Source organism: Dechloromonas sp. A34, assembly GCF_026261605.1.
GTDB lineage: Bacteria > Pseudomonadota > Gammaproteobacteria > Burkholderiales > Rhodocyclaceae > Azonexus.
Window position 1 is genome coordinate 3,085,567 of the sequence record NZ_CP102486.1, and the last position, 21,010, is coordinate 3,106,576.

23 protein-coding genes and 1 pseudogene are annotated in these 21,010 nt (G+C 57.6%); 5 read left to right on the forward strand and 19 right to left on the reverse strand.

Going from position 1 to position 21,010, the window contains the following annotated elements; all coding sequences use genetic code 11:
* Positions 1 to 40: 40 nt before the first annotated feature.
* The 4 genes from NQE15_RS15440 to rpoE are packed head-to-tail and all read right to left on the reverse strand — an operon-like array spanning position 41 to position 2,757.
* On the reverse strand, positions 41 to 286 hold the full coding sequence (locus NQE15_RS15440) for a glutaredoxin family protein (protein ID WP_265942558.1): 246 nt from the start codon (positions 284 to 286) through the stop codon (positions 41 to 43).
* Positions 276 to 1,697 (reverse strand): DegQ family serine endoprotease, encoded by a 1,422-nt coding sequence (locus NQE15_RS15445; protein ID WP_265942559.1) that lies wholly within the window; start codon positions 1,695 to 1,697, stop codon positions 276 to 278. The genes NQE15_RS15440 and NQE15_RS15445 overlap by 11 nt, the downstream gene beginning before the upstream one ends.
* Positions 1,698 to 1,720: 23 nt before the next feature.
* Positions 1,721 to 2,155 carry a SoxR reducing system RseC family protein gene (locus NQE15_RS15450; RefSeq protein WP_265942560.1) on the reverse strand — a complete coding sequence of 145 codons (435 nt, stop codon included), beginning with the start codon at positions 2,153 to 2,155 and terminating at the stop codon, positions 1,721 to 1,723.
* A gap of 2 nt (positions 2,156 to 2,157) precedes the next feature.
* On the reverse strand, positions 2,158 to 2,757 hold the full coding sequence (gene rpoE / locus NQE15_RS15455; RefSeq protein ID WP_265942561.1) for an RNA polymerase sigma factor RpoE: 600 nt from the start codon (positions 2,755 to 2,757) through the stop codon (positions 2,158 to 2,160).
* A gap of 172 nt (positions 2,758 to 2,929) precedes the next feature.
* Between rpoE and nadB the strand changes: the two are divergent.
* Both nadB and NQE15_RS15465 read left to right on the forward strand, forming a co-directional pair.
* Positions 2,930 to 4,011 (forward strand): annotated as a pseudogene (nadB, locus tag NQE15_RS15460) (L-aspartate oxidase); the annotation flags it as partial.
* A gap of 216 nt (positions 4,012 to 4,227) precedes the next feature.
* A complete protein-coding gene (locus NQE15_RS15465) occupies positions 4,228 to 4,506 on the forward strand; it encodes a hypothetical protein (RefSeq protein ID WP_265950300.1) in 279 nt (92 codons plus the stop codon).
* On the opposite strand, the gene NQE15_RS15470 is transcribed toward NQE15_RS15465, so the two are convergent.
* The 9 genes from NQE15_RS15470 to NQE15_RS15510 all read right to left on the reverse strand — a co-directional run bounded on the left by NQE15_RS15470 (position 4,481) and on the right by NQE15_RS15510 (position 10,977).
* Entirely contained in the window at positions 4,481 to 4,918 is a 438-nt protein-coding gene (locus tag NQE15_RS15470; RefSeq protein ID WP_265942562.1) for a protein YgfX, read from the reverse strand. The two genes, NQE15_RS15465 and NQE15_RS15470, sit on opposite strands and share 26 nt — an antisense overlap.
* 21 nt (positions 4,919 to 4,939) lie before the next feature.
* Positions 4,940 to 6,175 carry a beta-ketoacyl-ACP synthase II gene (fabF, locus tag NQE15_RS15475; protein WP_265950303.1) on the reverse strand — a complete coding sequence of 412 codons (1,236 nt, stop codon included), beginning with the start codon at positions 6,173 to 6,175 and terminating at the stop codon, positions 4,940 to 4,942.
* Between the two features lie 72 nt (positions 6,176 to 6,247).
* The gene (gene acpP, locus NQE15_RS15480; RefSeq protein WP_203466564.1) at positions 6,248 to 6,484 is read right to left on the reverse strand and encodes an acyl carrier protein; all 237 of its coding nucleotides are present in this window, start codon (positions 6,482 to 6,484) and stop codon (positions 6,248 to 6,250) included.
* A 74-nt stretch (positions 6,485 to 6,558) separates the two neighbouring features.
* Positions 6,559 to 7,299, reverse strand: coding sequence for a 3-oxoacyl-ACP reductase FabG (gene fabG / locus NQE15_RS15485; RefSeq protein ID WP_265942563.1), 741 nt, complete (start codon positions 7,297 to 7,299; stop codon positions 6,559 to 6,561).
* A gap of 3 nt (positions 7,300 to 7,302) precedes the next feature.
* A complete protein-coding gene (gene fabD, locus NQE15_RS15490; RefSeq protein ID WP_265942564.1) occupies positions 7,303 to 8,229 on the reverse strand; it encodes an ACP S-malonyltransferase in 927 nt (308 codons plus the stop codon).
* An 18-nt stretch (positions 8,230 to 8,247) separates the two neighbouring features.
* The gene (locus NQE15_RS15495; protein WP_265942565.1) at positions 8,248 to 9,207 is read right to left on the reverse strand and encodes a beta-ketoacyl-ACP synthase III; all 960 of its coding nucleotides are present in this window, start codon (positions 9,205 to 9,207) and stop codon (positions 8,248 to 8,250) included.
* Complete coding sequence (plsX, locus tag NQE15_RS15500) at positions 9,208 to 10,236, reverse strand: phosphate acyltransferase PlsX (protein WP_265942566.1); 1,029 nt, start codon at positions 10,234 to 10,236, stop codon at positions 9,208 to 9,210. It lies immediately after the preceding gene.
* 54 nt (positions 10,237 to 10,290) lie between these two features.
* A complete protein-coding gene (gene rpmF / locus NQE15_RS15505; RefSeq protein WP_203466559.1) occupies positions 10,291 to 10,470 on the reverse strand; it encodes a 50S ribosomal protein L32 in 180 nt (59 codons plus the stop codon).
* A gap of 18 nt (positions 10,471 to 10,488) precedes the next feature.
* Positions 10,489 to 10,977, reverse strand: a complete 489-nt coding sequence (locus tag NQE15_RS15510) for a YceD family protein (protein ID WP_265942567.1) — start codon at positions 10,975 to 10,977, stop codon at positions 10,489 to 10,491.
* 110 nt (positions 10,978 to 11,087) lie between these two features.
* Between NQE15_RS15510 and NQE15_RS15515 the strand changes: the two genes are divergently transcribed.
* On the forward strand, positions 11,088 to 11,669 hold the full coding sequence (locus tag NQE15_RS15515; RefSeq protein ID WP_265950306.1) for a Maf family protein: 582 nt from the start codon (positions 11,088 to 11,090) through the stop codon (positions 11,667 to 11,669).
* Positions 11,669 to 12,376: an SAM-dependent methyltransferase gene (locus NQE15_RS15520; protein ID WP_265942568.1), complete on the forward strand. Its 708-nt coding sequence runs from the start codon at positions 11,669 to 11,671 to the stop codon at positions 12,374 to 12,376. The genes NQE15_RS15515 and NQE15_RS15520 overlap by 1 nt, the downstream gene beginning before the upstream one ends.
* Positions 12,377 to 12,379: 3 nt before the next feature.
* Here the strand turns inward: NQE15_RS15520 and NQE15_RS15525 are convergent, their stop codons facing one another.
* From NQE15_RS15525 to NQE15_RS15540, 4 genes are read right to left on the reverse strand one after another with little or no spacing between them, the layout of a single operon-like run.
* Positions 12,380 to 13,342, reverse strand: a complete 963-nt coding sequence (locus tag NQE15_RS15525) for a S49 family peptidase (RefSeq protein ID WP_265942569.1) — start codon at positions 13,340 to 13,342, stop codon at positions 12,380 to 12,382.
* Complete coding sequence (locus NQE15_RS15530; protein ID WP_265942570.1) at positions 13,335 to 13,694, reverse strand: Rieske (2Fe-2S) protein; 360 nt, start codon at positions 13,692 to 13,694, stop codon at positions 13,335 to 13,337. The genes NQE15_RS15525 and NQE15_RS15530 overlap by 8 nt, the downstream gene beginning before the upstream one ends.
* A complete protein-coding gene (locus NQE15_RS15535; RefSeq protein WP_265942571.1) occupies positions 13,673 to 14,323 on the reverse strand; it encodes an HAD family hydrolase in 651 nt (216 codons plus the stop codon). The genes NQE15_RS15530 and NQE15_RS15535 overlap by 22 nt, the downstream gene beginning before the upstream one ends.
* Positions 14,320 to 15,336, reverse strand: coding sequence for an RluA family pseudouridine synthase (locus tag NQE15_RS15540; RefSeq protein WP_265942572.1), 1,017 nt, complete (start codon positions 15,334 to 15,336; stop codon positions 14,320 to 14,322). Before NQE15_RS15540 ends, NQE15_RS15535 begins: the two co-directional genes overlap by 4 nt.
* Before the next feature lie 397 nt (positions 15,337 to 15,733).
* Between NQE15_RS15540 and NQE15_RS15545 the strand changes: the two genes are divergently transcribed.
* The gene (locus NQE15_RS15545) at positions 15,734 to 18,142 is read left to right on the forward strand and encodes an Rne/Rng family ribonuclease (RefSeq protein ID WP_416336470.1); all 2,409 of its coding nucleotides are present in this window, start codon (positions 15,734 to 15,736) and stop codon (positions 18,140 to 18,142) included.
* A 312-nt stretch (positions 18,143 to 18,454) separates the two neighbouring features.
* Here NQE15_RS15545 and NQE15_RS15550 read toward each other — a convergent pair whose 3' ends face one another.
* Both NQE15_RS15550 and uvrB read right to left on the reverse strand, forming a co-directional pair.
* Positions 18,455 to 18,937 carry a low molecular weight protein-tyrosine-phosphatase gene (locus NQE15_RS15550; protein WP_265942573.1) on the reverse strand — a complete coding sequence of 161 codons (483 nt, stop codon included), beginning with the start codon at positions 18,935 to 18,937 and terminating at the stop codon, positions 18,455 to 18,457.
* Positions 18,934 to 21,006 carry an excinuclease ABC subunit UvrB gene (gene uvrB / locus NQE15_RS15555; RefSeq protein WP_265942574.1) on the reverse strand — a complete coding sequence of 691 codons (2,073 nt, stop codon included), beginning with the start codon at positions 21,004 to 21,006 and terminating at the stop codon, positions 18,934 to 18,936. The genes NQE15_RS15550 and uvrB overlap by 4 nt, the downstream gene beginning before the upstream one ends.
* Between the last annotated feature and the right edge of the window lie 4 nt (positions 21,007 to 21,010).

Below are 21,010 nucleotides of genomic sequence, written 5' to 3' on the forward strand. Positions count from 1 at the left end.
GCTTTCTCAGCGCCCTTCCCTGTTCAGAAGACCCTGAATTTTAGCGGATTCCGGCCAAATATTCACGGGTTTTAGGCTCGTCCAGGAAGTAATGGCAAATCTCGTTGTCGCCATGTAGCAATACCGGTACCAGTTCGTCGTACTTTGCCTCCAAAGCTGGATCGGCATCGACATCCAATACGCACACGGTAGCTCCGAATTCGGCAGCCAGCGGAGCCAGCGCCAGTTCCATGTCATGGCACAGGTGGCAATAACTGCGGCTCATCACGGTCAGTTCAATTCCCATTCAAACCCTTGATCGTGACAAAGGTTTGCATGTCGCCTCGCCGGATGAGCAAGGTGACATTACTGCCCTTCTCGAACTGGGCCAACAGCTTATTGAACTGATCGACCGTTTTTACCTCGGTGGTCGCCCCTTTACTGATTACTGCGATAACGATGTCCCCTGGGCGCAAATCGGTACGCACCCCAGCGCTTCGCACGTCCTCGATGAGCAGACCTGAATTCATTTTCAGCTCCCGCTTCTGCTCGGCGTTGAGTTCGCTGACGACCAGACCAAGACGATTCGCGACCTGCTCGGGAGGCTTACCACCCCGCGACGGCCGGGCATTGGCTAGTTTCTCCTCCTGCATCTCGCCAACCGTGATGCTTATCTCACGCGTCGCCCCCTTGCGCCAGATCTGAGCCACCGAGCGCGCTCCTGGCCGGGTGGAGCCAACCATACGCGGCAAGTCAGCGGAATTGTTGATAATTTTGCCGTCAAATCTCAGGATCACATCGCCGGGCTCCAATCCAGCCTTTTCTGCCGGCCCTCCTTTCTCGACGGCGTTCACCACGGCACCGATCGGCTTGCCCAACCCCAGCGAGTCGGCCAGTTCTTTGCTGACTTCCTGAATGACAACCCCAAGGCGCCCTCGGCTGACCTTGCCCGAGGTGCGAAGCTGATTCTGAACCTCCATAGCCACGTCGATGGGAATGGCAAACGAAACTCCCATGTAACCACCGCTGCGGCTATAGATCTGCGAATTGATACCGACCACTTCGCCGCGCATGTTGAAAAGCGGACCGCCCGAGTTGCCAGGGTTGATGGCAACATCGGTCTGAATGAAAGGAACATAGTTTTCCTGCGGTAGCGAGCGCCCCTTGGCCGAAACGATTCCAGCCGTTACCGAGTTGTCGAATCCGAACGGCGAACCGATGGCGACCACCCATTCGCCCACCTTCAGTTGGGCGGGATCGGCCAGCCTGACCGCCGGTAAACCACTAGCCTCGATCTTGATCAGCGCCACGTCGGTCCGCTTGTCGGCACCTATTGTCTTGGCCTTGAACTCGCGCTTGTCGGTCAGACGGACGGTGACCTCGTCGGCACCGTCGACCACATGGGCATTGGTGAGAATATATCCATCGCTACTGATGATAAAACCGGAGCCGAGCGACTTGTTCTCGAACTCACGCGGCGTCGCCCCACTGGGCGGACGCGGAATGAAACGCTTGAAAAACTCGAAAGCGGGGTCGTTCTCATCAAACGGGAAGGGCATCAACTGACTCTGTCCGCGGGTCACCTGGGTCGTACTGATGTTAACGACCGCTAGCCCCTGCTTCTCGGCCAGTTCAGTAAAGTCGGGTAGCCCGCGAGTCTGCGCGCTGGCGAAGGAGCACAAAAAAACAAGCGAAAGAAGTGCAATGAAGCGTTTCATAGGCAACGTACCTCCTGATTCGACTAGGGCCTGGAAACGATATGAGGACGATCCGCAATATTTCCAGAGTCAGCACGAGAACGAATTCCGACATAAAGAATGGAAAGAGCCAGGCAGCTAACAGCCCCCATCATGGCTCCGACATCACCGTTCATTGACATGCCAAGGACGGCACCTGCAATGGTTGCCAGCAATGGGAATCCATAGGCAAAATTCGCCGTGCGTCGAACGCTGCCAGCCGAGATGGCCACGGTCACCTGGTCACCAACCCCAGCGCCGGCGGAGTTGTCAACCCGATATGTCTTGTGTCCGCTGCAGAACATCTGCGTCAGGCTCTGACCACCACAGCCGCCCTCCTCGTGGCACCGGCCGCAGCCGCCTGCTTCGACTTCAACGACGGCCTGATTGCCGTTAACCGCGCGAACAATGGCGCGGATGGTGCTCATTTCTTGATTCATGCTTACCACCGTCGGTCCGGTGCGGTATCCAGTAAGGGGCGGAGCTTGGCGGCGACCGCTTCGCGGGCGCGAAAGATGCGGGAGCGCACGGTGCCTATCGGGCAGTCCATGATGGCGGCGATTTCCTCGTAGGACATGCCATCGATTTCGCGGAGTACGATCGCAGTCCGCAACTCGTCTGGCAACGCTTCCATTGCAGCATTCACGGTCTGGCCGATCTGCTTGGAGAGCAACAGGCTTTCCGGGGTGTTGATGTCACGCAACTGGCTAGCGTCCTCAAAGCCTTCCGCTTCTTCGGCATCGTATTCGGTCGTCGTTGGCGCACGGCGGCCCTGTGAAACCAGGTAGTTCTTTGCCGTATTGATACCGATGCGGTAAAGCCAGGTATAAAAAGCACTATCCCCGCGAAAGGACGGCAAGGCGCGATATGCCTTGATGAATGCCTCTTGCGATACATCTTCGACTTCCGCCTGGTCACGAATGAAACGTGAAAGCAAACGTCCCAACTTACGCTGGTACTTGCTCACCAACTGGTCGAAGGCGCGCTGATCTCCGCCTTGTGCCCGTTCGACCAGTGCCTGATCGATCTCGCGCTCACTCATGTCTCACTTATTCCCTGGGGGTGGTCGTTGGTATGGTTATCAGAAACAGTATAGCGCAGCATTTTTTGTGCAGCGGATCACTAATTATCCTTAATTGTGACACTCTGTAACGGGGTAAATCGTTTCTTGCATGCTATATTTCTCGCAAAACTATCCTAATTAGAGAACCGCCGTGCAGAATTTTGATGTAATTATCATTGGCAGTGGTCTGGCTGGACAATCGGCCGCCCTCAGATTGGCTAAAGACCACCGTGTCGCCTTGGTCAGCAAGCGTAGTCTTGAAGATTCTGCTTCGGGTTGGGCTCAGGGAGGTATTGCGGCGGTTCTCGATAGCAAGGATTCGATCGAGGCGCACATTCAGGACACGCTGATTGCCGGCGCCTGGCTCAATGATGAACCGGCAACCCGTTTCGTAGTGGAAAATGGCCGGCGAGCCATCGATTGGCTGATCGAACAGGGAGTCCCCTTCACCAAGGACGAGGCGGGCTATCACCTGACCCGCGAAGGTGGCCACAGCGCTCGCCGCGTCATTCACGTCGCAGATGCAACAGGCTTTGCCGTGCAGGATACGCTGACCAAAAAAGTCCGCGCCAATCCCAATATCACGGTACTGGAAAGCCATATTGCCATTGATCTGATCACCGGCGAGAAACTAGGTACCGGCGAGAACCGCTGCTTTGGGGCTTATGTTCTTGATAGTCGAAACGGCGAAGTCATCACCATTGGCGCGCCAAACACCTTGCTGGCCACAGGTGGCGCCGGCAAGGTCTATCTCTACACGACTAATCCGGATACATCGACCGGCGACGGGATCGCCATGGCTTACCGGGCTGGTTGCCGGGTATCCAATATGGAGTTCATCCAGTTTCATCCAACCTGCCTCTACCACCCGCAGGCCAAGTCTTTCCTGATATCGGAAGCAGTGCGCGGAGAGGGGGGGTGCTCCGTCTGCCCGACGGTACCCGTTTCATGCCTGAGCATGACGACCGGGCGGAACTCGCGCCGCGTGATATCGTCGCCCGCGCCATTGACTTCGAGATGAAGAAGCGTGGCCTCGATTGTGTTTTTCTTGACATATCGCACAAGGGTGAAGCCTTCATCCTTAACCACTTTCCGAATATTCATGCCCGTTGCCTCGAACTGGGTATCGATATTGCCCGGGAGCCAATCCCTGTCGTCCCGGCGGCGCATTACACCTGTGGTGGAGTGATCAGCGATCTCCATGGGAGAACTGATGTCGCCGGCCTCTATGTTGCCGGCGAGGCCTCCTGCACCGGTCTGCACGGGGCGAATCGTCTGGCATCGAATTCACTGCTGGAGTGCCTCGTCTTCTCCGAAGCCGTGGTCAAAGACATTCTTGGTCATAGTCCGCTGCCACTACCCGCCCTGCCGCGCTGGGATGAAAGTCGCGTCACCGATGCCGACGAGGAAGTGGTCATCTCACATAACTGGGATGAGCTTCGCCGTTTTATGTGGGACTACGTCGGGATTGTGCGAACGACCAAACGCCTGAAACGTGCCGGGCACCGTATTGGTCTGTTGATGCGGGAAATCGAAGAGTTTTACGCTAATTTCAGGGTTAGCCACGACCTGATCGAACTGCGCAACCTGGTGGCAACAGCCGACCTCATCGTTCGCTGCGCCATGCAGCGCAAGGAGAGCCGCGGGCTTCACTTCTCGCGCGACTATCCGGACATGTTGAAAAAGGCAAAAAGCAGCGTCCTCAGGCGTCGTCGTTCGGCGCGCTGAAATCCGCCTGCCAGCGCAGGAAGACGCGAAGGCGGCGGAAATCTTCCGCTTCCAGATTATCGATTGTCGCAATCAGCGTACACACTCGCCCACCATCGGTCTTCAGGCGAGCGATAGTCAGCCAGGGATGAACAATCGCGCCTGGCCTGAGTTCGGCCGTGGAAAACTCTTCCATGCCGGCGAGCGCAACCGAAAGATGCCCCGTTCGCTCAAAGTGAATAGCGGCACATTGCGGTGACAATCTATGCCATGTGTAGGCGGCGCAATACCAGACCGCCAGCAGCATTGCGCCCTGCACAACAATCGATTGCGGGAATGCGATAACGACCAGGCTGGCCAACAACGCGCTAAGAAAAACTAGGCTATCCAGCAAACGCGAACGGTGCAGTCCGATGGTGATCGGAAGCTGCACCGTTCTAACTCAACAGCCAGATCAGATACGCTTGAAAACCAGCGAACCGTTGGTTCCGCCGAAACCGAAGTTGTTCTTCAGCGCGACGTCAATCTTCATCGGCCGCGCCGCATTGGCGCAGTAATCCAGATCGCACTCCGGATCCTGATTGAAGATGTTAATGGTCGGCGGCGAAATCTGGTGATGGAGAGCAAGCACCGTAAACAGTGACTCGATACCACCAGCACCGCCCAAGAGATGGCCGGTCATCGACTTCGTCGAATTGACCACCAGCTTATAAGCCGCTTCACCAAAGGCTTGCTTGACCGCTTCGGTTTCGTTCTTGTCGCCAAGTGGCGTCGAGGTGCCATGGGCGTTCAAGTACTGGACGTCGGACGGAGCGACACCGGCATTCTTAAGCGCATTGAGCATCGAACGGCGTGGGCCGTCCGTATTCGGCGCGGTGATGTGATAGGCATCGCCGCTCATGCCATAGCCGGCCAGTTCGGCATAGATTTTCGCGCCACGCGCTTTGGCATGCTCGTACTCTTCCAGCACGAGGACGCCGGCACCCTCGCCCAGGACGAAACCATCACGATCCTTGTCCCATGGGCGACTTGCCGTGGCGGGATCATCATTGCGGGTGGACAATGCCCGGGCGGCACAGAAACCTCCCATGCCGAGCGGAGAAATCGTCGACTCGGCACCACCGGCAACCATCACATCAGCGTCGCCATATTCAATGATGCGCGCGGCTTCGCCAATCGAGTGCGTACCCGTCGTACAGGCCGTCACCAGGGCGATATTCGGTCCCTTGAAGCCATACTCGATCGATAGATTGCCGGAGATCATGTTGATAATCGAACCCGGGACGAAGAACGGGGAAACCTTGCGGACACCGCCGGCAGCGTACTCGTCCTTGGTCGCTTCGATCAGTGGCAAACCGCCGATACCGGAACCAATGGCAACACCGACCCGTTCCAGGTCTACTACATTTTCCTTGTCGAGCCCGGCATCGCGCACGGCCTGAATACCGGCCGCCAAGCCGAAATGGATAAAATCATCCATGCGACGGGCGTCTTTGGCGGAAATATAGCTGGTGATATCAAAATTCTTGACCTCGCCGGCGAACCGGACAGGGAAGGTGGAGGTGTCGAACTTGGTGATATTGGCGATGCCGGAGCGGCCTGCCAGAATATTCTGCCAAGCTTCTTCGACGGTGTTTCCGACTGGACTAACGAGGCCCAGACCGGTAATTACGACTCTGCGACGTGCCAAGGTGCACTCCGAAAACAAATGTGGCAAGGCCGGCCAAGGGGGCCGGCCTTGCCTTAGTCAACCAGAATTGGATTACTTCTTGTTGGCGAGGATGAAATCGACAGCCTGCTGTACCGTCGTGATCTTTTCAGCCTGGTCATCAGGAATTTCAGTCTCGAATTCCTCTTCCAGTGCCATGACCAGTTCGACGGTGTCCAGGGAATCCGCGCCCAGATCGTCCACAAAAGAGGACTCGTTCTTGATGTCCGCTTCGTTCACGCCCAGTTGTTCGGCGACGATCTTCTTGACGCGCTCTACGATGTTATCCATTAGAAAAGCTCCTTCCCCTCAGGGGTACGAAAAAAAACGTTACAAGTTTACCAAAAGCCTGGGGCTTCGGGAAATCAATCCATGAACATGCCGCCATTCACATGCACTGTCGTGCCCGTGACATAGGCAGCAGCCGGGGATACGAGAAAACCGACGGCACCGGCAATATCTTCCGGTGTGCCGGCGCGGCCAAGCGGAATCGCTGCCAGCATGGCCTGCTTCTGTTCTTCCGTCAAAGCATGCGTCATGTCGGTAGCGATAAAGCCTGGCGCGACGCAATTGACGGTGATGTTGCGACTACCCAACTCGCGGGCCAGCGAACGACTCATGCCCGCAACCCCGGCCTTGGCCGCGCAATAATTGGCCTGACCGGCATTTCCGGAGTAGCCGACCACCGAAGTGATGTTCACGATACGACCAAAGCGGGCCTTCATCATGCCACGCATGACACCGCGCGAAAGCCGGAAAACTGCCTTCAGGTTGGTGTCGATCACGGCATCCCACTCATCGTCACCCATGCGCATGGATAGATTGTCGCGAGTGATGCCGGCATTGTTGACCAGGACGGTGATCGCACCAAATTCTTTGTTGAGGTCAGCGAGCACAGCATCGGTCAGGGTTGAGTCACATACATTCAATGTAACCCCTCTCCCCTTGATGCCGGCTTCCGCCAAGTAGCCGGCAATCTTGCCTGCGCCGTCGTCGCTGGTTGCTGTACCGATTACGGTCGCACCCTGTCTCCCTAGTTCCAGTGCAATGGCGCGACCTATGCCGCGCGTGGCGCCCGTTACCAAGGCAATTTTTTCGTTCAGCATGAATTACTCCAGACCAAGATTGGCATCGATGGAGGCGGCATCGGCCAGTGCAACGCCTGTCACGCCATCGGCACAGCGCTTGGTCAGGCCTGCCAGGACTTTGCCCGGACCGCATTCAGCTACAGTGGTGATGCCCATGGCGGCCATCGACTGAATGGTCTCAACCCAACGCACGGGATTGTAGGCCTGACGAATCAGTGCATCCTTAATGCGCGAGGTATCGTTTTCGATCGTGACGTCAACGTTGTTGATGACCGGAATCTGCGGTGCATTCAATGTCAATTCGGCAAGACGGGCCGCCAGCTTGTCGGCGGCTGGCCGAATCAGCGAAGAATGGAACGGTGCGGAAACCGGCAGTGCCTTGGCCATCTTGGCACCGCGTGCCTTGCAGGCTTCCATGGCGCGCTCGACGGCTGCCTTGTGGCCGGCAATCACGGTCTGGCCATTGGCGTTGAAATTGACTGGTTCGACCACTTCACCCTGCGCCGCTTCGGCGCAGGCAGCCCCAATACCGGCATTATCCAACCCAAGCACCGCGGCCATGGCACCAGTACCAACTGGCACGGCCTCTTGCATGGCAGCCGCCCGCAGGCGAACCAGCGGCACGGCATCCTTAAAGTCAATGACGCCGGCAGCAACCAGTGCTGAATACTCGCCAAGACTATGACCGGCGACAACCGTCGGCTTGCGTCCGCCCTTTTCCAGCCAAAGGCGCCAAGCGGCAATGCCGGCGGTCAACATGACCGGCTGGGTATTGATCGTTTGCGTCAGGATTTCGGCAGGACCTTCGGCGACCATGGTCCACAGATCGTCGCCCAGGGCAGCCGAAGCCTCATCGAAGGTGGCGCGAACCACGGCAGCATCGCCGTAGGCGGCCATCATGCCAACGCTCTGCGAGCCCTGGCCGGGAAATACAAAGGCAAAAGACATGTTGTCCAGTCTCCTGAATCAGAATTCAAGCAGGGCTGCGCCCCAGGTAAAGCCGCCGCCCACACCTTCCAGCAGAACCTTCTGGCCGCGCTGGATACGTCCATCACGGACCGCTTCGTCTAGCGCCAGCGGGACCGATGCAGCTGAAGTGTTGCCGTGGCGATCAACGGTGACGATTACCCGCTCACGGCCAATTCCGAGCTTCTTGCCCGTGGCGTCGATGATGCGAATATTCGCCTGATGAGGAATTAGCCAGTCGACATCACTGGTCAGGATGCCTGCCGAATGACAAACCTCTTCGGCAATATCCGCCAGCACGCGCACGGCAAATTTGAAGACTGCCTGACCATCCATGCGCAGGAAGGGGTCGCCGATGACTTGGCCGCCGCAGATTTGGCCAGGAACGTTCAGAATACTGTTCTGGCTGCCATCTGCGTGCATGGCGGTAGCCAGAATACCCGGTTTCTCGGAGGCCTCAAGGACAACCGCACCTGCTCCATCGCCGAACAATACGCAGGTTCCACGATCTTTCCAGTCGAGAATGCGCGAAAAAATTTCGGCACCAATAACCAAGGCCTTTTTATGGCTACCGGAAATGATGAACTTCTCAGCAATCCCGAGTGCATAGGTGAAACCGGCGCAAACAGCCTGCACGTCGAAAGCGGTGGCGCCCCGGTTGCCCAGCTTGCCCTGAATCAGGCAGGCCGTACTCGGGAAGATGAAATCTGGCGTCGACGTGGCGACGATAATTAGATCGAGCTCGCTGGCAGCAATCCCAGCCATTTCCAGCGCTCGCTGCGCGGCAACCAAACCCAGTTCGCTAGAGGTGGTACCTGGCTCAGCCAGATAACGGCTGCGAATACCGGTGCGGGTAACGATCCACTCGTCGTTGGTATCGATACCGCGAGCGGCCAGATCGTCGTTGCTCACGGGATTGCCGGGGAGGCAACTGCCGGTTCCGATCAGACGTGCATACATTCAGAGAGTCTCCACAGCAACGGCTGAAGCCGCGGCCATTTGGGCGATACGCCCAGTTATGCGTTCCAGAACCCGGTTTTCCGCCGCATCGTAGGCGCGGGAAAGGGCATTACCAAAGGACAGTACGTCTGCAGAACCATGGCTCTTGACTGAAATGCCCTTGAGGCCAAGCAGAATGGCACCGTTGTAACGCCGGTGGTCGAAACGCTTCTTGAAATTATTGAGCACCGAAATGGCAATCAGTGCGGCAATCTTGGTCAGCCAGTTACGCTTGAACTCGCTACGTAAGGACGAAGCCAGCATTTGGGCCAAGCCTTCGGAGGTCTTCAAGGCGACGTTACCAACAAATCCGTCGCAGACGATTACATCGGCGTCGCCATTGTAAATTCCATCGCCTTCGACATTGCCGATGAAATTGAGATCCGAGGCGCGTAGCAATTCCGCCGCGGCCTTTACGACCTCGTCTCCCTTGATTTCTTCCTCGCCGATATTAAGGATACCGACCGTCGGGCGCTCGATATGCTCCATGGCAGCCACCAGCATGGCCCCCATGATGCCGAACTGCAGCAGATGCTCAGGCCCGCAATCGACGTTCGCGCCAAGATCGAGCATATGGGTATGCCCCTTGACCGTCGGTAACGGGGCACAAATGGCCGGGCGATCGATGCCAGGCAGCATTTTCAGAACAAAGCGGGAAATAGCCATCAATGCGCCGGTATTCCCAGCCGAGACGCAAGCGTCCGCCTCCCCGGCCTTGACCAGGTTAACGGCAACTCGCATGGACGAGTCCTTCTTGTTACGCAGGGCGAGCGCTGGCGATTCGTCCATTGCCACAACTTCGGAGGCGTGAACGATACGGAGGCGGGGATTTTCAGCATGGCTGCCGAGCAATGGGCGCAAGACCCCCTCCTGACCGACCAGGATGAGATTGGCTGCCGAATGCTCCGCAAGAAACTGGATAGCCGCCGGCACCGTCACTGACGGACCGTGGTCACCCCCCATGCAATCGATGGCGATGCGGGTTGTCATGGCAAAAGAAAAGGCAGGCAGCCCGAAACGAACCGCCTGCCCCTCAATGAATGATTACTCGCCTTTTGCCTTCAGGACTTTCTTGCCACGGTAAAAACCATTGGGAGAAATATGGTGACGCAGATGCGTTTCACCGGTGGTCGGCTCGACGGCCAGCGGCGGGGCAACCAGGAAGTCGTGGGCGCGGTGCATGCCACGCTTGGAAGGGGATTTTTTGTTCTGCTGAACGGCCATGTTGATACTCCAATAAAATCAGTTCGGCTTGCCTTTAAGCCCAGCCAACTTTGCGAACGGATTAATCCGTTCGCCAGCGTCAGCTGCGCCAGGCAAACCACATTTTTCGTGCCGCGGCGCGACTGGCAGGGTCAGAAGGATTTCATCCTCCACCAGATCGACCACATTCAGTTCGCGAGCCACCGGCAAGAAATCCCGGGTGTCGTCTTCCAGCTCATCCTGCGACAACTCGGCACCTTCGGGGACGAGCTGCAGCAAATTGTCGACATCGAGATCAAAAGCAACGGATTTCAGGCAGCGCTGACAGGCCAGCGGGAGAACTCCCGAAACCTCCAGATGCAGCATGAGTTCGCCGTTTGCCCCCTTGAACCCCTCCAGGCGAAAAGTCACCTCTCCTGACACCTCTGCAAGCAGATCGTGCAGGCGTTCAAGTGCCGAAACCGCCAATGTTCCTTCTAGAACACGACCTTCCCGGGCAAATACGAAAGCGTCCGAAATTCTTTTCAATCTGAGCTGTTGCGACTTAAACCCGAGATGATATTATTTTTGGCTTTCCAAGTCAAAACAAAGTGCTGCTTCAAGAACTATCTGCAACACCTTGTTGTAATGAGTCTTTCATGTCACAGAAATTGATTCTCGCCTCAACCTCCCCTTACCGGCGGGAGTTGCTGGGCCGCCTGGGCCTGCCGTTCGACGTCGCCAACCCGCAAACCGACGAAAGCGCCTTACCGGGGGAAATGCCCGAGTCGCTCGCTTTGCGGCTATCCGAAGCCAAGGCCAGGGCAGTTGCGGAAGCCTATCCAGATGCCTTGATTATCGGCAGCGACCAGGTTGCCACGGTGGGTAGTCAGATCTACGGGAAACCCGGCTCACACGAACGTGCCGTCAAGCAGTTGCGCGCCCTTTCTGGGAAAACTGTCAATTTCTTTACTGGCCTGTGTTTGTTCAACGCCCGCACCGGCGCAGCCGACGTACGAGGCATACCAACCTTGGTAACCTTCCGCGAGCTGAGCGATGCGGAAATCGACAACTATTTGCGCCGCGAACCGGCCTACAACTGCGCCGGTTCGGCCAAATCAGAAGGGCTGGGCATCGCATTGCTGCGCAGCATGAACGGTGACGACCCGAATGCCCTGGTCGGCCTGCCATTGATCGCGCTTTGCGATATGCTGCGCCAGCAAGGCGTGGCGGTGCTTTAATGACTGGGAATCTCTACCTGATTCCCGTCCCCCTTGGTCCGACACCTCCGCAGGAGTCCTTGCCAGCCAGTGTACTGGCTGTCATCAAGCCGCTGACCCATTTTGTCGTTGAGCAAGCCAAAACCGCCCGCGCCTTTCTGAAAGCGGTGGGCACCGATACCCCGCTGCAGGAATTGCAGCTGACCGAGTTAAATGAGCACACTAAGGCCGATGCACTGGATCGCCTACTGGCCCCTTTGCGTAACGGCCAGGACGTCGGCTTGCTTTCCGAGGCGGGCTGTCCAGCCGTCGCCGACCCCGGAGCCAATCTGGTCGCACTAGCCCAGAGCGAGAATATTCGGGTCGTACCCTTGATTGGCCCCTCTTCCCTGCTTCTGGCCCTGATGGCTTCGGGCCTGAACGGCCAGCGTTTTGCCTTCCAGGGTTACCTGCCAGCAAAAGAGGCCGGGCGAACGAAGGCCTTGCGCGACCTCGAAAGCGAATCACGCAAACGGAAGCAGACGCAGATCTTCATCGAGACGCCCTATCGCAACCGGCAGATGTTCGACAGCATCTTGCAGTCTTGCCAACCCGGAACCCGGCTTGCCGTCGCGACCGACCTGACCCTACCGGCCGAGTCGGTACTGACGCGGTCAATAGAGCAGTGGAAAAAACAAACGCCGCCCGAAATCGAGCGGCGTCCGACTGTGTTCCTGATGCTTGCATGAGCTTTATTGAAGGCGCACGCTATGGGCGCCCTCTGAAACACCGTTCCAGAAACCGGCGAAGGTACTAGCCCCCAGTCGCTTGGCAAAGCGTTCGGCAATATTGTCCTTCACGGAATAGTCGAGTACTTTTTCCGCTTTCACAATGTCTCGTGCCACCGAGTCTACGCTGCCAAAGTCATCGGCCAGGCCGAGTTCGACACTCTGCACCCCGGTCCACATCAACCCCGAAAACATATCGGGAGACTCCTTGAGCCGCTTACCGCGCCCAGCCTTGACGACTTCAATGAATTGTTTGTGGATATCGTTGAGCAAGACTTGAGCGTGTTCTTTATGCTGGGGCGCCTGGGGCGAGAAAGGATCGAGAAAACCTTTGTTGTCGCCGGCTGTCAGCAGACGGCGCTCGACCCCCAGTTTGTCCATCGTCCCGGTAAAGCCAAAACCGTCCATCAGCACACCAATCGAGCCGACGATACTGGCCTTGTTGACATAAATCTTGTCCGCGGCCGCTGCCACGAAATAGCCGCCCGAGGCGCACATGTCCTCGACCACTGCATAAAGCACCTTGTCCGGGTACTTGACCCGCAGGCGACGGATCTCGTCACTGATGATTCCAGCCTGCACAGGGCTTCCGCCCGGGCTATTGATGCGCAGGATAATGCCGACCGAATTTTTTGCCTCGAAAGCACTATTGAGGGCGGCGATCATATTTTCCCCGTTGGCCTCCCCCTTGGACTGAATGACGCCATTCAGGTTAACCAGCGCCGTATGGCGCTCCTGGTGCTCGACATCAGCCCCCCAATCGACGACGGCAACCAGAACAACGAGCAAGTAGGCAAAACCCAGGAATTTGAAAAAAACACCCCAGCGCCGGCGGGAGCGCTGCTCCTCGAGCGCCGCGAAGGCGAGCTTTTCAAGGGTCTGACGCTCCCAGCCGGGAGTGCCATTAGTGGGTTGGGGGCTATCCATGATTATTTTGTTGGTCCAGAAAAATGTTGCCTTCGATCTCGCTGACGCTGAGAGGTTTCAAACCCTTCCCCTGGCACCGTCCACCGAGACATCTGCCCGTTTCCGGAGCATAAAGCGCGCCATGAATCGAGCAAATTAAGTATAGCTTGGAATCATCGAAGAACTGTCCGGGCAACCAGTCGAGTTGCGCCGGAACGTGGCCGCATTCATTCAAATAGCCATAAACCCGGCCATGGAAACGAACCACGAAGGCTGGTACGTCTCGCTCGTAACGTTTGATGGTAAAGCGGACACCGTTGCCCGCTTCGACAAGGTCTTGACTGGCGCAGATCAGGCGAAGCTCGTCAGCCATTGGTCGAGTTCCCGAACGCTATGCAGACAAGCCAATGGCTTGTGCTCAAGCAGATGCTCGTGCGGATGCGCACCGTAAGTTACTGCCAGGCTGTCGACACCGGCATTGCTCGCCATCAACAGGTCGTGCGAAGTATCGCCAATCATCACCGTCGAAGCAGCCGCAACGCCAAACTCCGCCATCAGTTCGTCGAGCATCTGCGGGTGCGGTTTGGACTGGCATTCATCGGCGCAGCGCGAAGCCTGGAATAGCGGCCGCAAACCGGAGTGATCGAGCGCTCGATCAAGACCTTGGCGACTCTTCCCGGTCGCCACACTCAGAATATGGCCGGCTGCCTGGAGGCGAGCCAGCATTTCACGAACACAGGGGAACAAGGTCAGTTGATGATCACCAGACAGATAATGGAAGCGATAGCGCTCGACCATGGCCTGATAGCTATCCGGCTGAAGGTCGGGCACGGCGTGGCGCAGGGCGTCGGCCAAGCCAAGCCCGATCACATGGCGGGCGCGTGCATCATCGGGAATCGCCAGTCCGAGGTCGCGACAGGCCGACTGGATCGCCAAAACAATCGCGCCCGCGGAGTCAAGCAGTGTGCCATCCCAATCAAAAACAACAAGCTCGTATTTCATTTGCCTGACGTACCCTTTGCAAAAATATCGCCAACATTCTCAGCGCTGAATTCCCGTGCCTGTTGCTGGTCGACCGCAGCAATATAGGATTTGATCCCGTCAGGTAGTGCTGCGACGCATTCCATCGGTGTCGCTGTCAGCGGATGGCGGAAAACCATCCGCCAGGCATGCAGCGCCATACGTTTTAGTCCGTCGCGCTTCAGGCTCCTATTGAGTATGAAATCGCCATATTTTTCGTCACCCAGAATCGGGAAGCCAAGGTGCGAGAGATGAACGCGTATTTGATGCGTCCGTCCGGTTTTTAGTTGCGCTTCAAGCAGGCTCATCTCGGGCCAACGCGCCAGCAGCCGAAAAACAGTATGCGACGGCTTGCCTTCGGAATTGACCGAAACCCGCCGCTCGCCGCTTTCAGTAAGGAATTTGTATAAAGGCAGTTTGACGTGCTGGGTATTGTTCATCCAGCGCCCCTTAACCAATACCAGGTAACGTTTGTCAGCACCGGCGCCGTGCTCGCGAAACATATCGTGTAGCGCAGTCAGGGCGAGTCGTTTTTTTCCGACGAGAAGAATGCCGGAGGTTTCGCGGTCGAGTCGATGCGCCAGTTCCAAAAACTTGGCCAGTGGTCGTTGTCGACGCAAGGCTTCGATGACGCCGAAGCTGACCCCGCTGCCACCATGCACCGCGATACCTTCAGGCTTGTCGATGACCAGCAGCGCATCGTCTTCATAGATGATTGGGAGATCGACGCGCTGCTTGGCAGCCTCGTCGACTTCGTTTTGTGGACGCTCGGCGAGGCGAATCGGCGGAATGCGTAATTTGTCGCCGGCACGTAGGCGATAGGTCGCATCGACCCGCCCGCTATTCACCCGTACTTCGCCGCTACGCAGAATGCGATAGAGATGACTCTTCGGCACCCCCTTGCAAACGCGAATCAAAAAGTTGTCGAGACGCTGGCCCTGCTCTTCTTCGCCGATCACCAGATGGGTGACGGAATTGTTACCAGCACTGTTCATTTTCTAATATACTGCCCACGTTTTACGTCTCGGTTTGCAAGAGATTCCGAACCATCAGACCGTTTGCCTCGCACTGAAAGCGCGACCGCCACGCGGCAGGCTCCGAAGTCTCTCTTGCGCGACTTGCACAAGCCAGACCAACGTAAAACGACTGGTTAAGTTCACTCACCAAAAGTAGTGATGTTAATGGATTAGCCCGCCGTAAGCACGCACGGATTGCCCGTTGCAGGAATTTTCAGGTTGCGCATTTCAAGAAAAAGCACGCAACCGTTGTTGATCAGCACTTTCATCGTCGCCATCGCCATTTACCTATGACGCAACCCGATAACTGAAACTGTCGCTGCCCTGTACGGGTGTTCCGTTGCAGCGTGCCCTGGTGCGCTGGAGCCCCAAAACAATGAAACGCATGCTATTCAATGCGACACAGGCGGAAGAACTCCGTGTCGCCATTGTCGATGGTCAGAAACTGATTGATCTCGACATTGAATCCGCCAGCAAAGAGCAACGCAAGAGCAACATTTACAAGGGTGTCATCACCCGCATCGAACCCAGCCTCGAAGCCTGCTTCGTCGACTATGGTGCCGATCGCCATGGTTTCCTGCCCTTCAAGGAAGTCTCGCGCGCTTACTTTCAGCCCGGTGTCGAAGTTTCCCGCGCCAAGATCAACGAAGCGCTGAAAGAAGGCCAAGAACTGATCGTCCAGGTCGACAAGGACGAGCGTGGCAACAAGGGTGCCGCCCTCACCACCTATGTTTCCCTGGCTGGCCGCTATCTGGTTCTGATGCCGAACAACCCGCGCGGCGGCGGCGTCTCCCGTCGAGTTGACGGTGACGAGCGCGCCGAATTGCGCGACACCATGGATCAACTCGAAGTGCCCAACGGCATGAGCCTGATCGCACGCACTGCGGCCATCGGCCGCCAGGCTGAAGAACTGCAGTGGGATTTGAACTATCTGCTGCAACTATGGACTGCCATTGAAGGCGCCGCCAAGCAACAGAACGGGGCTTTCCTGATTTATCTCGAAGGTAGCCTGGTAATTCGCGCCATTCGCGACTACTTCCATTCGGAAATCGGCGAAATCCTCATCGACACCGACGAGGTCTACGACCAAGCCCGCGCCTTTATGGGCACGGTGATGCCGGCCAATGTCAATCGCGTCAAGCGCTATCGTGACGATGTGCCACTGTTCTCCCGCTTCCAGATCGAACACCAGATCGAAACCGCATTTGTCCGCCAGGTCAATCTGCCGTCCGGTGGTGCCATCGTCATCGACCACACCGAAGCCTTGGTCGCGGTCGACGTCAATTCCGGGCGCGCTACCAAGGGTGCCGATATTGAAGAAACCGCCTTCAAGACCAACATGGAAGCGGCTGAAGAACTGGCTCGCCAGTTGCGCCTACGCGATCTCGGTGGCCTGATCGTCATCGATTTCATCGATATGGAAAACCAGCGCAATCAGCGCGAAGTCGAAAACCGCCTGCGCGATGCGCTGCGCTTCGACCGCGCTCGCGTCCAGATGGGCAAGATCAGCCGCTTCGGCCTGATGGAACTGTCCCGTCAGCGCCTGCGTCCTGCCCTGGCCGAAACCAGCTATATCTCTTGCCCACGCTGCACCGGCACCGGTCACATCCGCTCCTGCGAGTCCGCTGCGCTGCATATCCTACGCATCCTTGAAGAAGAAGCGATGAAGGAAAACACCGGCGCCGTGCATGTCCAGGTTCCGGTCGATGTCGCCACCTTCCTGCTCAATGAAAAACGTCCGGAAGTTCAGGCCATCGAGTTGCGTCACAAGGTCACCATCCTGCTGATCCCGAATATCCATCTCGAAACGCCGGCGCACACCATTACCCGCTTGCGCCACGACGATCTGAACAACGAAGACATCCGCGAGCCCTCCTACAAGATGGTCGACGCACCGACCGAGGAGGCGATCAAGCAGGCAACCCAGCAGGAAGCTGCCAAACCGCGCCAGGAGGCGATGGTCAAGAGCATTTCGCCGGAACAGCCGGCTCCGCTTTTTGCCGAGAAAACGGTTGAGGCACCGGTACAAGCGCCTGCCAAATCCGAAGGCGGTCTGTTCTCGAAAATCGCTGCCTGGTTCCGTAGCGCACCGCAAGCGGTCGAACCGGCACCCGCTCCCGAGCCGGCCAAGAAGGCTCGCGAAGGACGCAACGACGGTCGCCGCGAACGCGGCGAAGGTCGTGATGGTCGCCGTGGGGGACGTAACGCCAATCGCCGCGACGAAGAGCGCGGTGACCGCAACCATGAGCCGGCAGAGCGCAAAGAGCGTGGCAATCGCAATGAGCGTACCGGCGAAAAGCCTCCTCGCGACGAAGCGGCCGCCGCCAGTGGCGAGCGCAAGGAGCGTCGTCCGCGAGGCGAGCGCAAGGAGCGCGGCGAACGCCAGCAGGCCGACGCCAACGTAAGCAAACCGGTTACCGACGTTGCGGCAAATGATGTTTCCGCAATCGGTGCGCCGCCAAATTCGGGTGAGGGCCAGGAGGCCGGCAACGGCGAGGAGCAAGGCGCACGTCGCCGTGGTCGTCGCGGCGGCCGCGGCCGTGGCGAACGTCGTCCGGAAGCTGAAGCCACATCCGCAGCGCCGCAGGTAGAGGAAAGCGCGTCAGTAATCAACGAAGCCCCAACCCCCCTGCTCGACCAGGAACCGGTCGTAGTCATGATCCCGGCAGTGGAAACCGCTGCTTCAATCGAGATTGCAACCCCGGTCGTGGAAACGACGGTAGTTTCTGAAGTCCAGCCGGTAGCCGCTGAAGTGGCTACACCCATCGTCGAGCCCCCCCGGTAGAGGTCGTTGCAGTTGAGGTTGAAGTCGAGAGCAGCGTCAACGCTCCTGTCCCGACCCCGCCCGTCGTTGCCTCCGTCGATCTGGATAAGACTCTGGCCGATAACGGACTGGTTCTGGTACAGACCACAGCGCCAGCCGTCGTTGCTCAATCCGAAGCACCGGTCAAACTGGGCCGCCCCGCAAGCAGAAGCCGCTTGCCGAGCAGGCCGAAGAGGCGCCGCTGGTGATGGTCGAAACCGGCAAGTAATTCCGGATAGCTGGACGAAAAAAGGGGCACCTTCGGGTGCCCCTTTTTATTGATAGAGAACCAGTTCAGGTTCTGCCGATTTTCTGCTTGATTTCTTCAATCAGCCCCTGGGCTGCATCCTCGACCATATCCAGCACCAGATCGAAGCCGTGGCCCAAGCCATAGTAAGGATCCGGCACTTCGTCATCGTCGAAATTCTTGGCGTAATCCATGAACAGCTTGATTCGCTCCTTTTGCTCCGGTGTCGCCATGCGCCAGAGGTTGTCGAGATTGCTCTTGTCCATGGCCAGAATCAGGTCGAAATAGTCGAGATCCTGGCGGGCGACCTTACGGGCTCGTAACTGGGTCAGATTGTAGCCGCGGGCCGAAGCTGCCCGCTGAGTACGCGAATCGGGTGCCTCGCCGACATGGTAGCCATGCGTACCCGCAGAATCAACTTCAACTGCATCGACTAACCCATTATTTTTAATATATTTTCTAATTACGCCCTCTGCCGTTGGTGAGCGGCAGATGTTGCCCATACAGACGAGCAGCACGCGAAAGCTCATTTCGTCTCATCTCCGTTGGGGTCGTGCCGCACCGCGCCGAATACCCGCTCCTTCAACTGGAACAGTTCGTCGCGAGCCGCCGCCGCTTTTTCGAATTCCAGGTTTCTCGCACACTCGAGCATCAATTTTTCGAGCCGCTTGATTTCCCTGGCAACCGTCTTCTCATCCATTGCTTCGTAGGCGGCCTGACGCTGTGCCACCTTCAGTTCGGTCTGCGCGGTACCGCTATCATAAACACCGTCGATAATGTCCTTGATCCTCTTGGACACTCCGCGTGGCGTGATGCCGTGCTCCACGTTGAAGCCAATCTGTTTCTCCCTCCGTCGCTCGGTTTCGGCGATGGCGCGCTGCATGGATTTTGTAATCGTATCAGCATAGAGGATCGCTGTGCCATTGATGTGGCGGGCGGCACGGCCTATTGTCTGAATCAGAGAGCGCTCCGAGCGCAGAAAACCTTCCTTGTCGGCATCGAGAATGGTAACCAGTGAAACCTCGGGGATATCCAGGCCCTCGCGCAGCAGGTTGATGCCAACCAGGACATCGAACTCGCCCAGGCGCAGATCGCGGATGATTTCGACGCGCTCAACCGTGTCGATATCCGAGTGCAGATAACGCACCTTGATTCCGTTGTCGGCCAGGAAGTCCGTCAGGTCCTCGGCCATACGCTTGGTCAGGGTCGTTACCAGCACGCGCTCGCCCGCCGCGACGCGCTTTTTGGCCTCAAGCAACAGATCATCGACTTGCGTCGAAGCCGGTCGGACAATGACCTCCGGGTCGATCAACCCGGTTGGTCTGGCAACTTGCTCGACGACCTGCCCGGCATGCTGGTTCTCGTATTCGGCCGGCGTTGCCGAGACGAATATCGTCTGCCGCAAATGCGCTTCGAACTCGTTGAACTGCAGCGGCCGGTTGTCGAGCGCCGACGGTAGCCGGAAGCCGTAGTCGACGAGATTTTCCTTGCGCGACCGGTCACCCTTGTACATGCCGCCAACCTGGCCGATCGAGACGTGCGATTCGTCGATGAAGATCAGGGCATCGGACGGCAGATAGTCGATCAGCGTCGGCGGCGCCTCGCCCGGCTTGCGTCCGGAAAGGTGCCGCGAGTAATTCTCGATACCTTTGCAGAAGCCGATCTGGTCAAGCAGTTCGAGATCGAACTTTGTGCGTTGCTCGATACGTTGGGCTTCGACCAACTTGTTGCTTTTCGCGAAGTAGTCGATGCGCTCGCGCAGTTCCTGCTTGATGCCTTCAATGGCCCGTAGCACCGTGCTTCTTGGCGTGACGTAATGGGAAGCCGGGAAAACGGTGAAGCGCAGGGCCTTGTGCAAGAGATGCCCGGTCAGCGGATCGAAGAATTGCAGGCTTTCAATTTCGTCGTCGAACAGCGAAACACGGATGGCGTGCTCGGCATGTTCGGCCGGAAAGATGTCGATGATGTCGCCCCGCACACGGAAGATGCCGCGATGAAAATCCACGTCGTTGCGCTCGTACTGCATGTCGGACAAACGCTTGACCATGGCGCGCTGATCCAGCTTGTCGCCGACCCGCATGGTCAGGATCATGTTGTGGTATTCGTCGCGGTCGCCGATGCCGTAGATGCATGACACGGTAGCCACGATCACGACGTCGCGCCGCTCGATCAGACTTTTGGTGGCCGACAGACGCATCTGTTCGATATGGTCGTTGATCGCGCTGTCCTTTTCGATGAACAGGTCGCGCGACGGAACATAGGCCTCGGGCTGGTAGTAGTCATAGTACGAAACGAAGTACTCGACGGCGTTTTCCGGGAAAAACTCCCTGAATTCCGAATACAGCTGTGCCGCCAGCGTCTTGTTCGGCGCCAGCACCAATGCCGGGCGACCGGTCCGTGCGATGACGTTGGCCATCGTGTAGGTCTTGCCGGAGCCGGTCACGCCGAGCAGTGTCTGAAAGGAGAGGCCATCCTCCAGCCCTTCGACCAGCTGGCGAATCGCCTCGGGCTGATCGCCGGCCGGTGGAAACGGCTGGTGCAATCGATACGGGCTGCCTTCAAAGCAGACAACCGGGATGCTGGTCTTGGTTTCGCTCATGCTA

Excerpts from the sequence above, each read along its gene's own strand:
- uvrB (WP_265942574.1), bottom strand. The coding sequence starts at position 21,006 with ATGAGCGAAACCAAGACCAGCATCCCGGTTGTCTGCTTTGAAGGCAGC.
- fabD (WP_265942564.1), bottom strand. The coding sequence starts at position 8,229 with ATGTCTTTTGCCTTTGTATTTCCCGGCCAGGGCTCGCAGAGCGTTGGC.
- rpoE (WP_265942561.1), bottom strand. The coding sequence starts at position 2,757 with ATGAGTGAGCGCGAGATCGATCAGGCACTGGTCGAACGGGCACAAGGC.
- NQE15_RS15535 (WP_265942571.1), bottom strand. The coding sequence starts at position 14,323 with ATGAAATACGAGCTTGTTGTTTTTGATTGGGATGGCACACTGCTTGAC.
- NQE15_RS15445 (WP_265942559.1), bottom strand. The coding sequence starts at position 1,697 with ATGAAACGCTTCATTGCACTTCTTTCGCTTGTTTTTTTGTGCTCCTTC.
- NQE15_RS15465 (WP_265950300.1), top strand. The coding sequence starts at position 4,228 with ATGTGGGACTACGTCGGGATTGTGCGAACGACCAAACGCCTGAAACGT.
- NQE15_RS15440 (WP_265942558.1), bottom strand. The coding sequence starts at position 286 with ATGGGAATTGAACTGACCGTGATGAGCCGCAGTTATTGCCACCTGTGC.
- NQE15_RS15520 (WP_265942568.1), top strand. The coding sequence starts at position 11,669 with ATGACTGGGAATCTCTACCTGATTCCCGTCCCCCTTGGTCCGACACCT.
- NQE15_RS15530 (WP_265942570.1), bottom strand. The coding sequence starts at position 13,694 with ATGGCTGACGAGCTTCGCCTGATCTGCGCCAGTCAAGACCTTGTCGAA.
- NQE15_RS15525 (WP_265942569.1), bottom strand. The coding sequence starts at position 13,342 with ATGGATAGCCCCCAACCCACTAATGGCACTCCCGGCTGGGAGCGTCAG.
- NQE15_RS15495 (WP_265942565.1), bottom strand. The coding sequence starts at position 9,207 with ATGTATGCACGTCTGATCGGAACCGGCAGTTGCCTCCCCGGCAATCCC.
- NQE15_RS15450 (WP_265942560.1), bottom strand. The coding sequence starts at position 2,155 with ATGAATCAAGAAATGAGCACCATCCGCGCCATTGTTCGCGCGGTTAAC.
- rpmF (WP_203466559.1), bottom strand. The coding sequence starts at position 10,470 with ATGGCCGTTCAGCAGAACAAAAAATCCCCTTCCAAGCGTGGCATGCAC.
- NQE15_RS15540 (WP_265942572.1), bottom strand. The coding sequence starts at position 15,336 with ATGAACAGTGCTGGTAACAATTCCGTCACCCATCTGGTGATCGGCGAA.
- NQE15_RS15545 (WP_416336470.1), top strand. The coding sequence starts at position 15,734 with ATGAAACGCATGCTATTCAATGCGACACAGGCGGAAGAACTCCGTGTC.
- plsX (WP_265942566.1), bottom strand. The coding sequence starts at position 10,236 with ATGACAACCCGCATCGCCATCGATTGCATGGGGGGTGACCACGGTCCG.
- NQE15_RS15515 (WP_265950306.1), top strand. The coding sequence starts at position 11,088 with ATGTCACAGAAATTGATTCTCGCCTCAACCTCCCCTTACCGGCGGGAG.
- acpP (WP_203466564.1), bottom strand. The coding sequence starts at position 6,484 with ATGGATAACATCGTAGAGCGCGTCAAGAAGATCGTCGCCGAACAACTG.
- fabG (WP_265942563.1), bottom strand. The coding sequence starts at position 7,299 with ATGCTGAACGAAAAAATTGCCTTGGTAACGGGCGCCACGCGCGGCATA.
- NQE15_RS15550 (WP_265942573.1), bottom strand. The coding sequence starts at position 18,937 with ATGAGCTTTCGCGTGCTGCTCGTCTGTATGGGCAACATCTGCCGCTCA.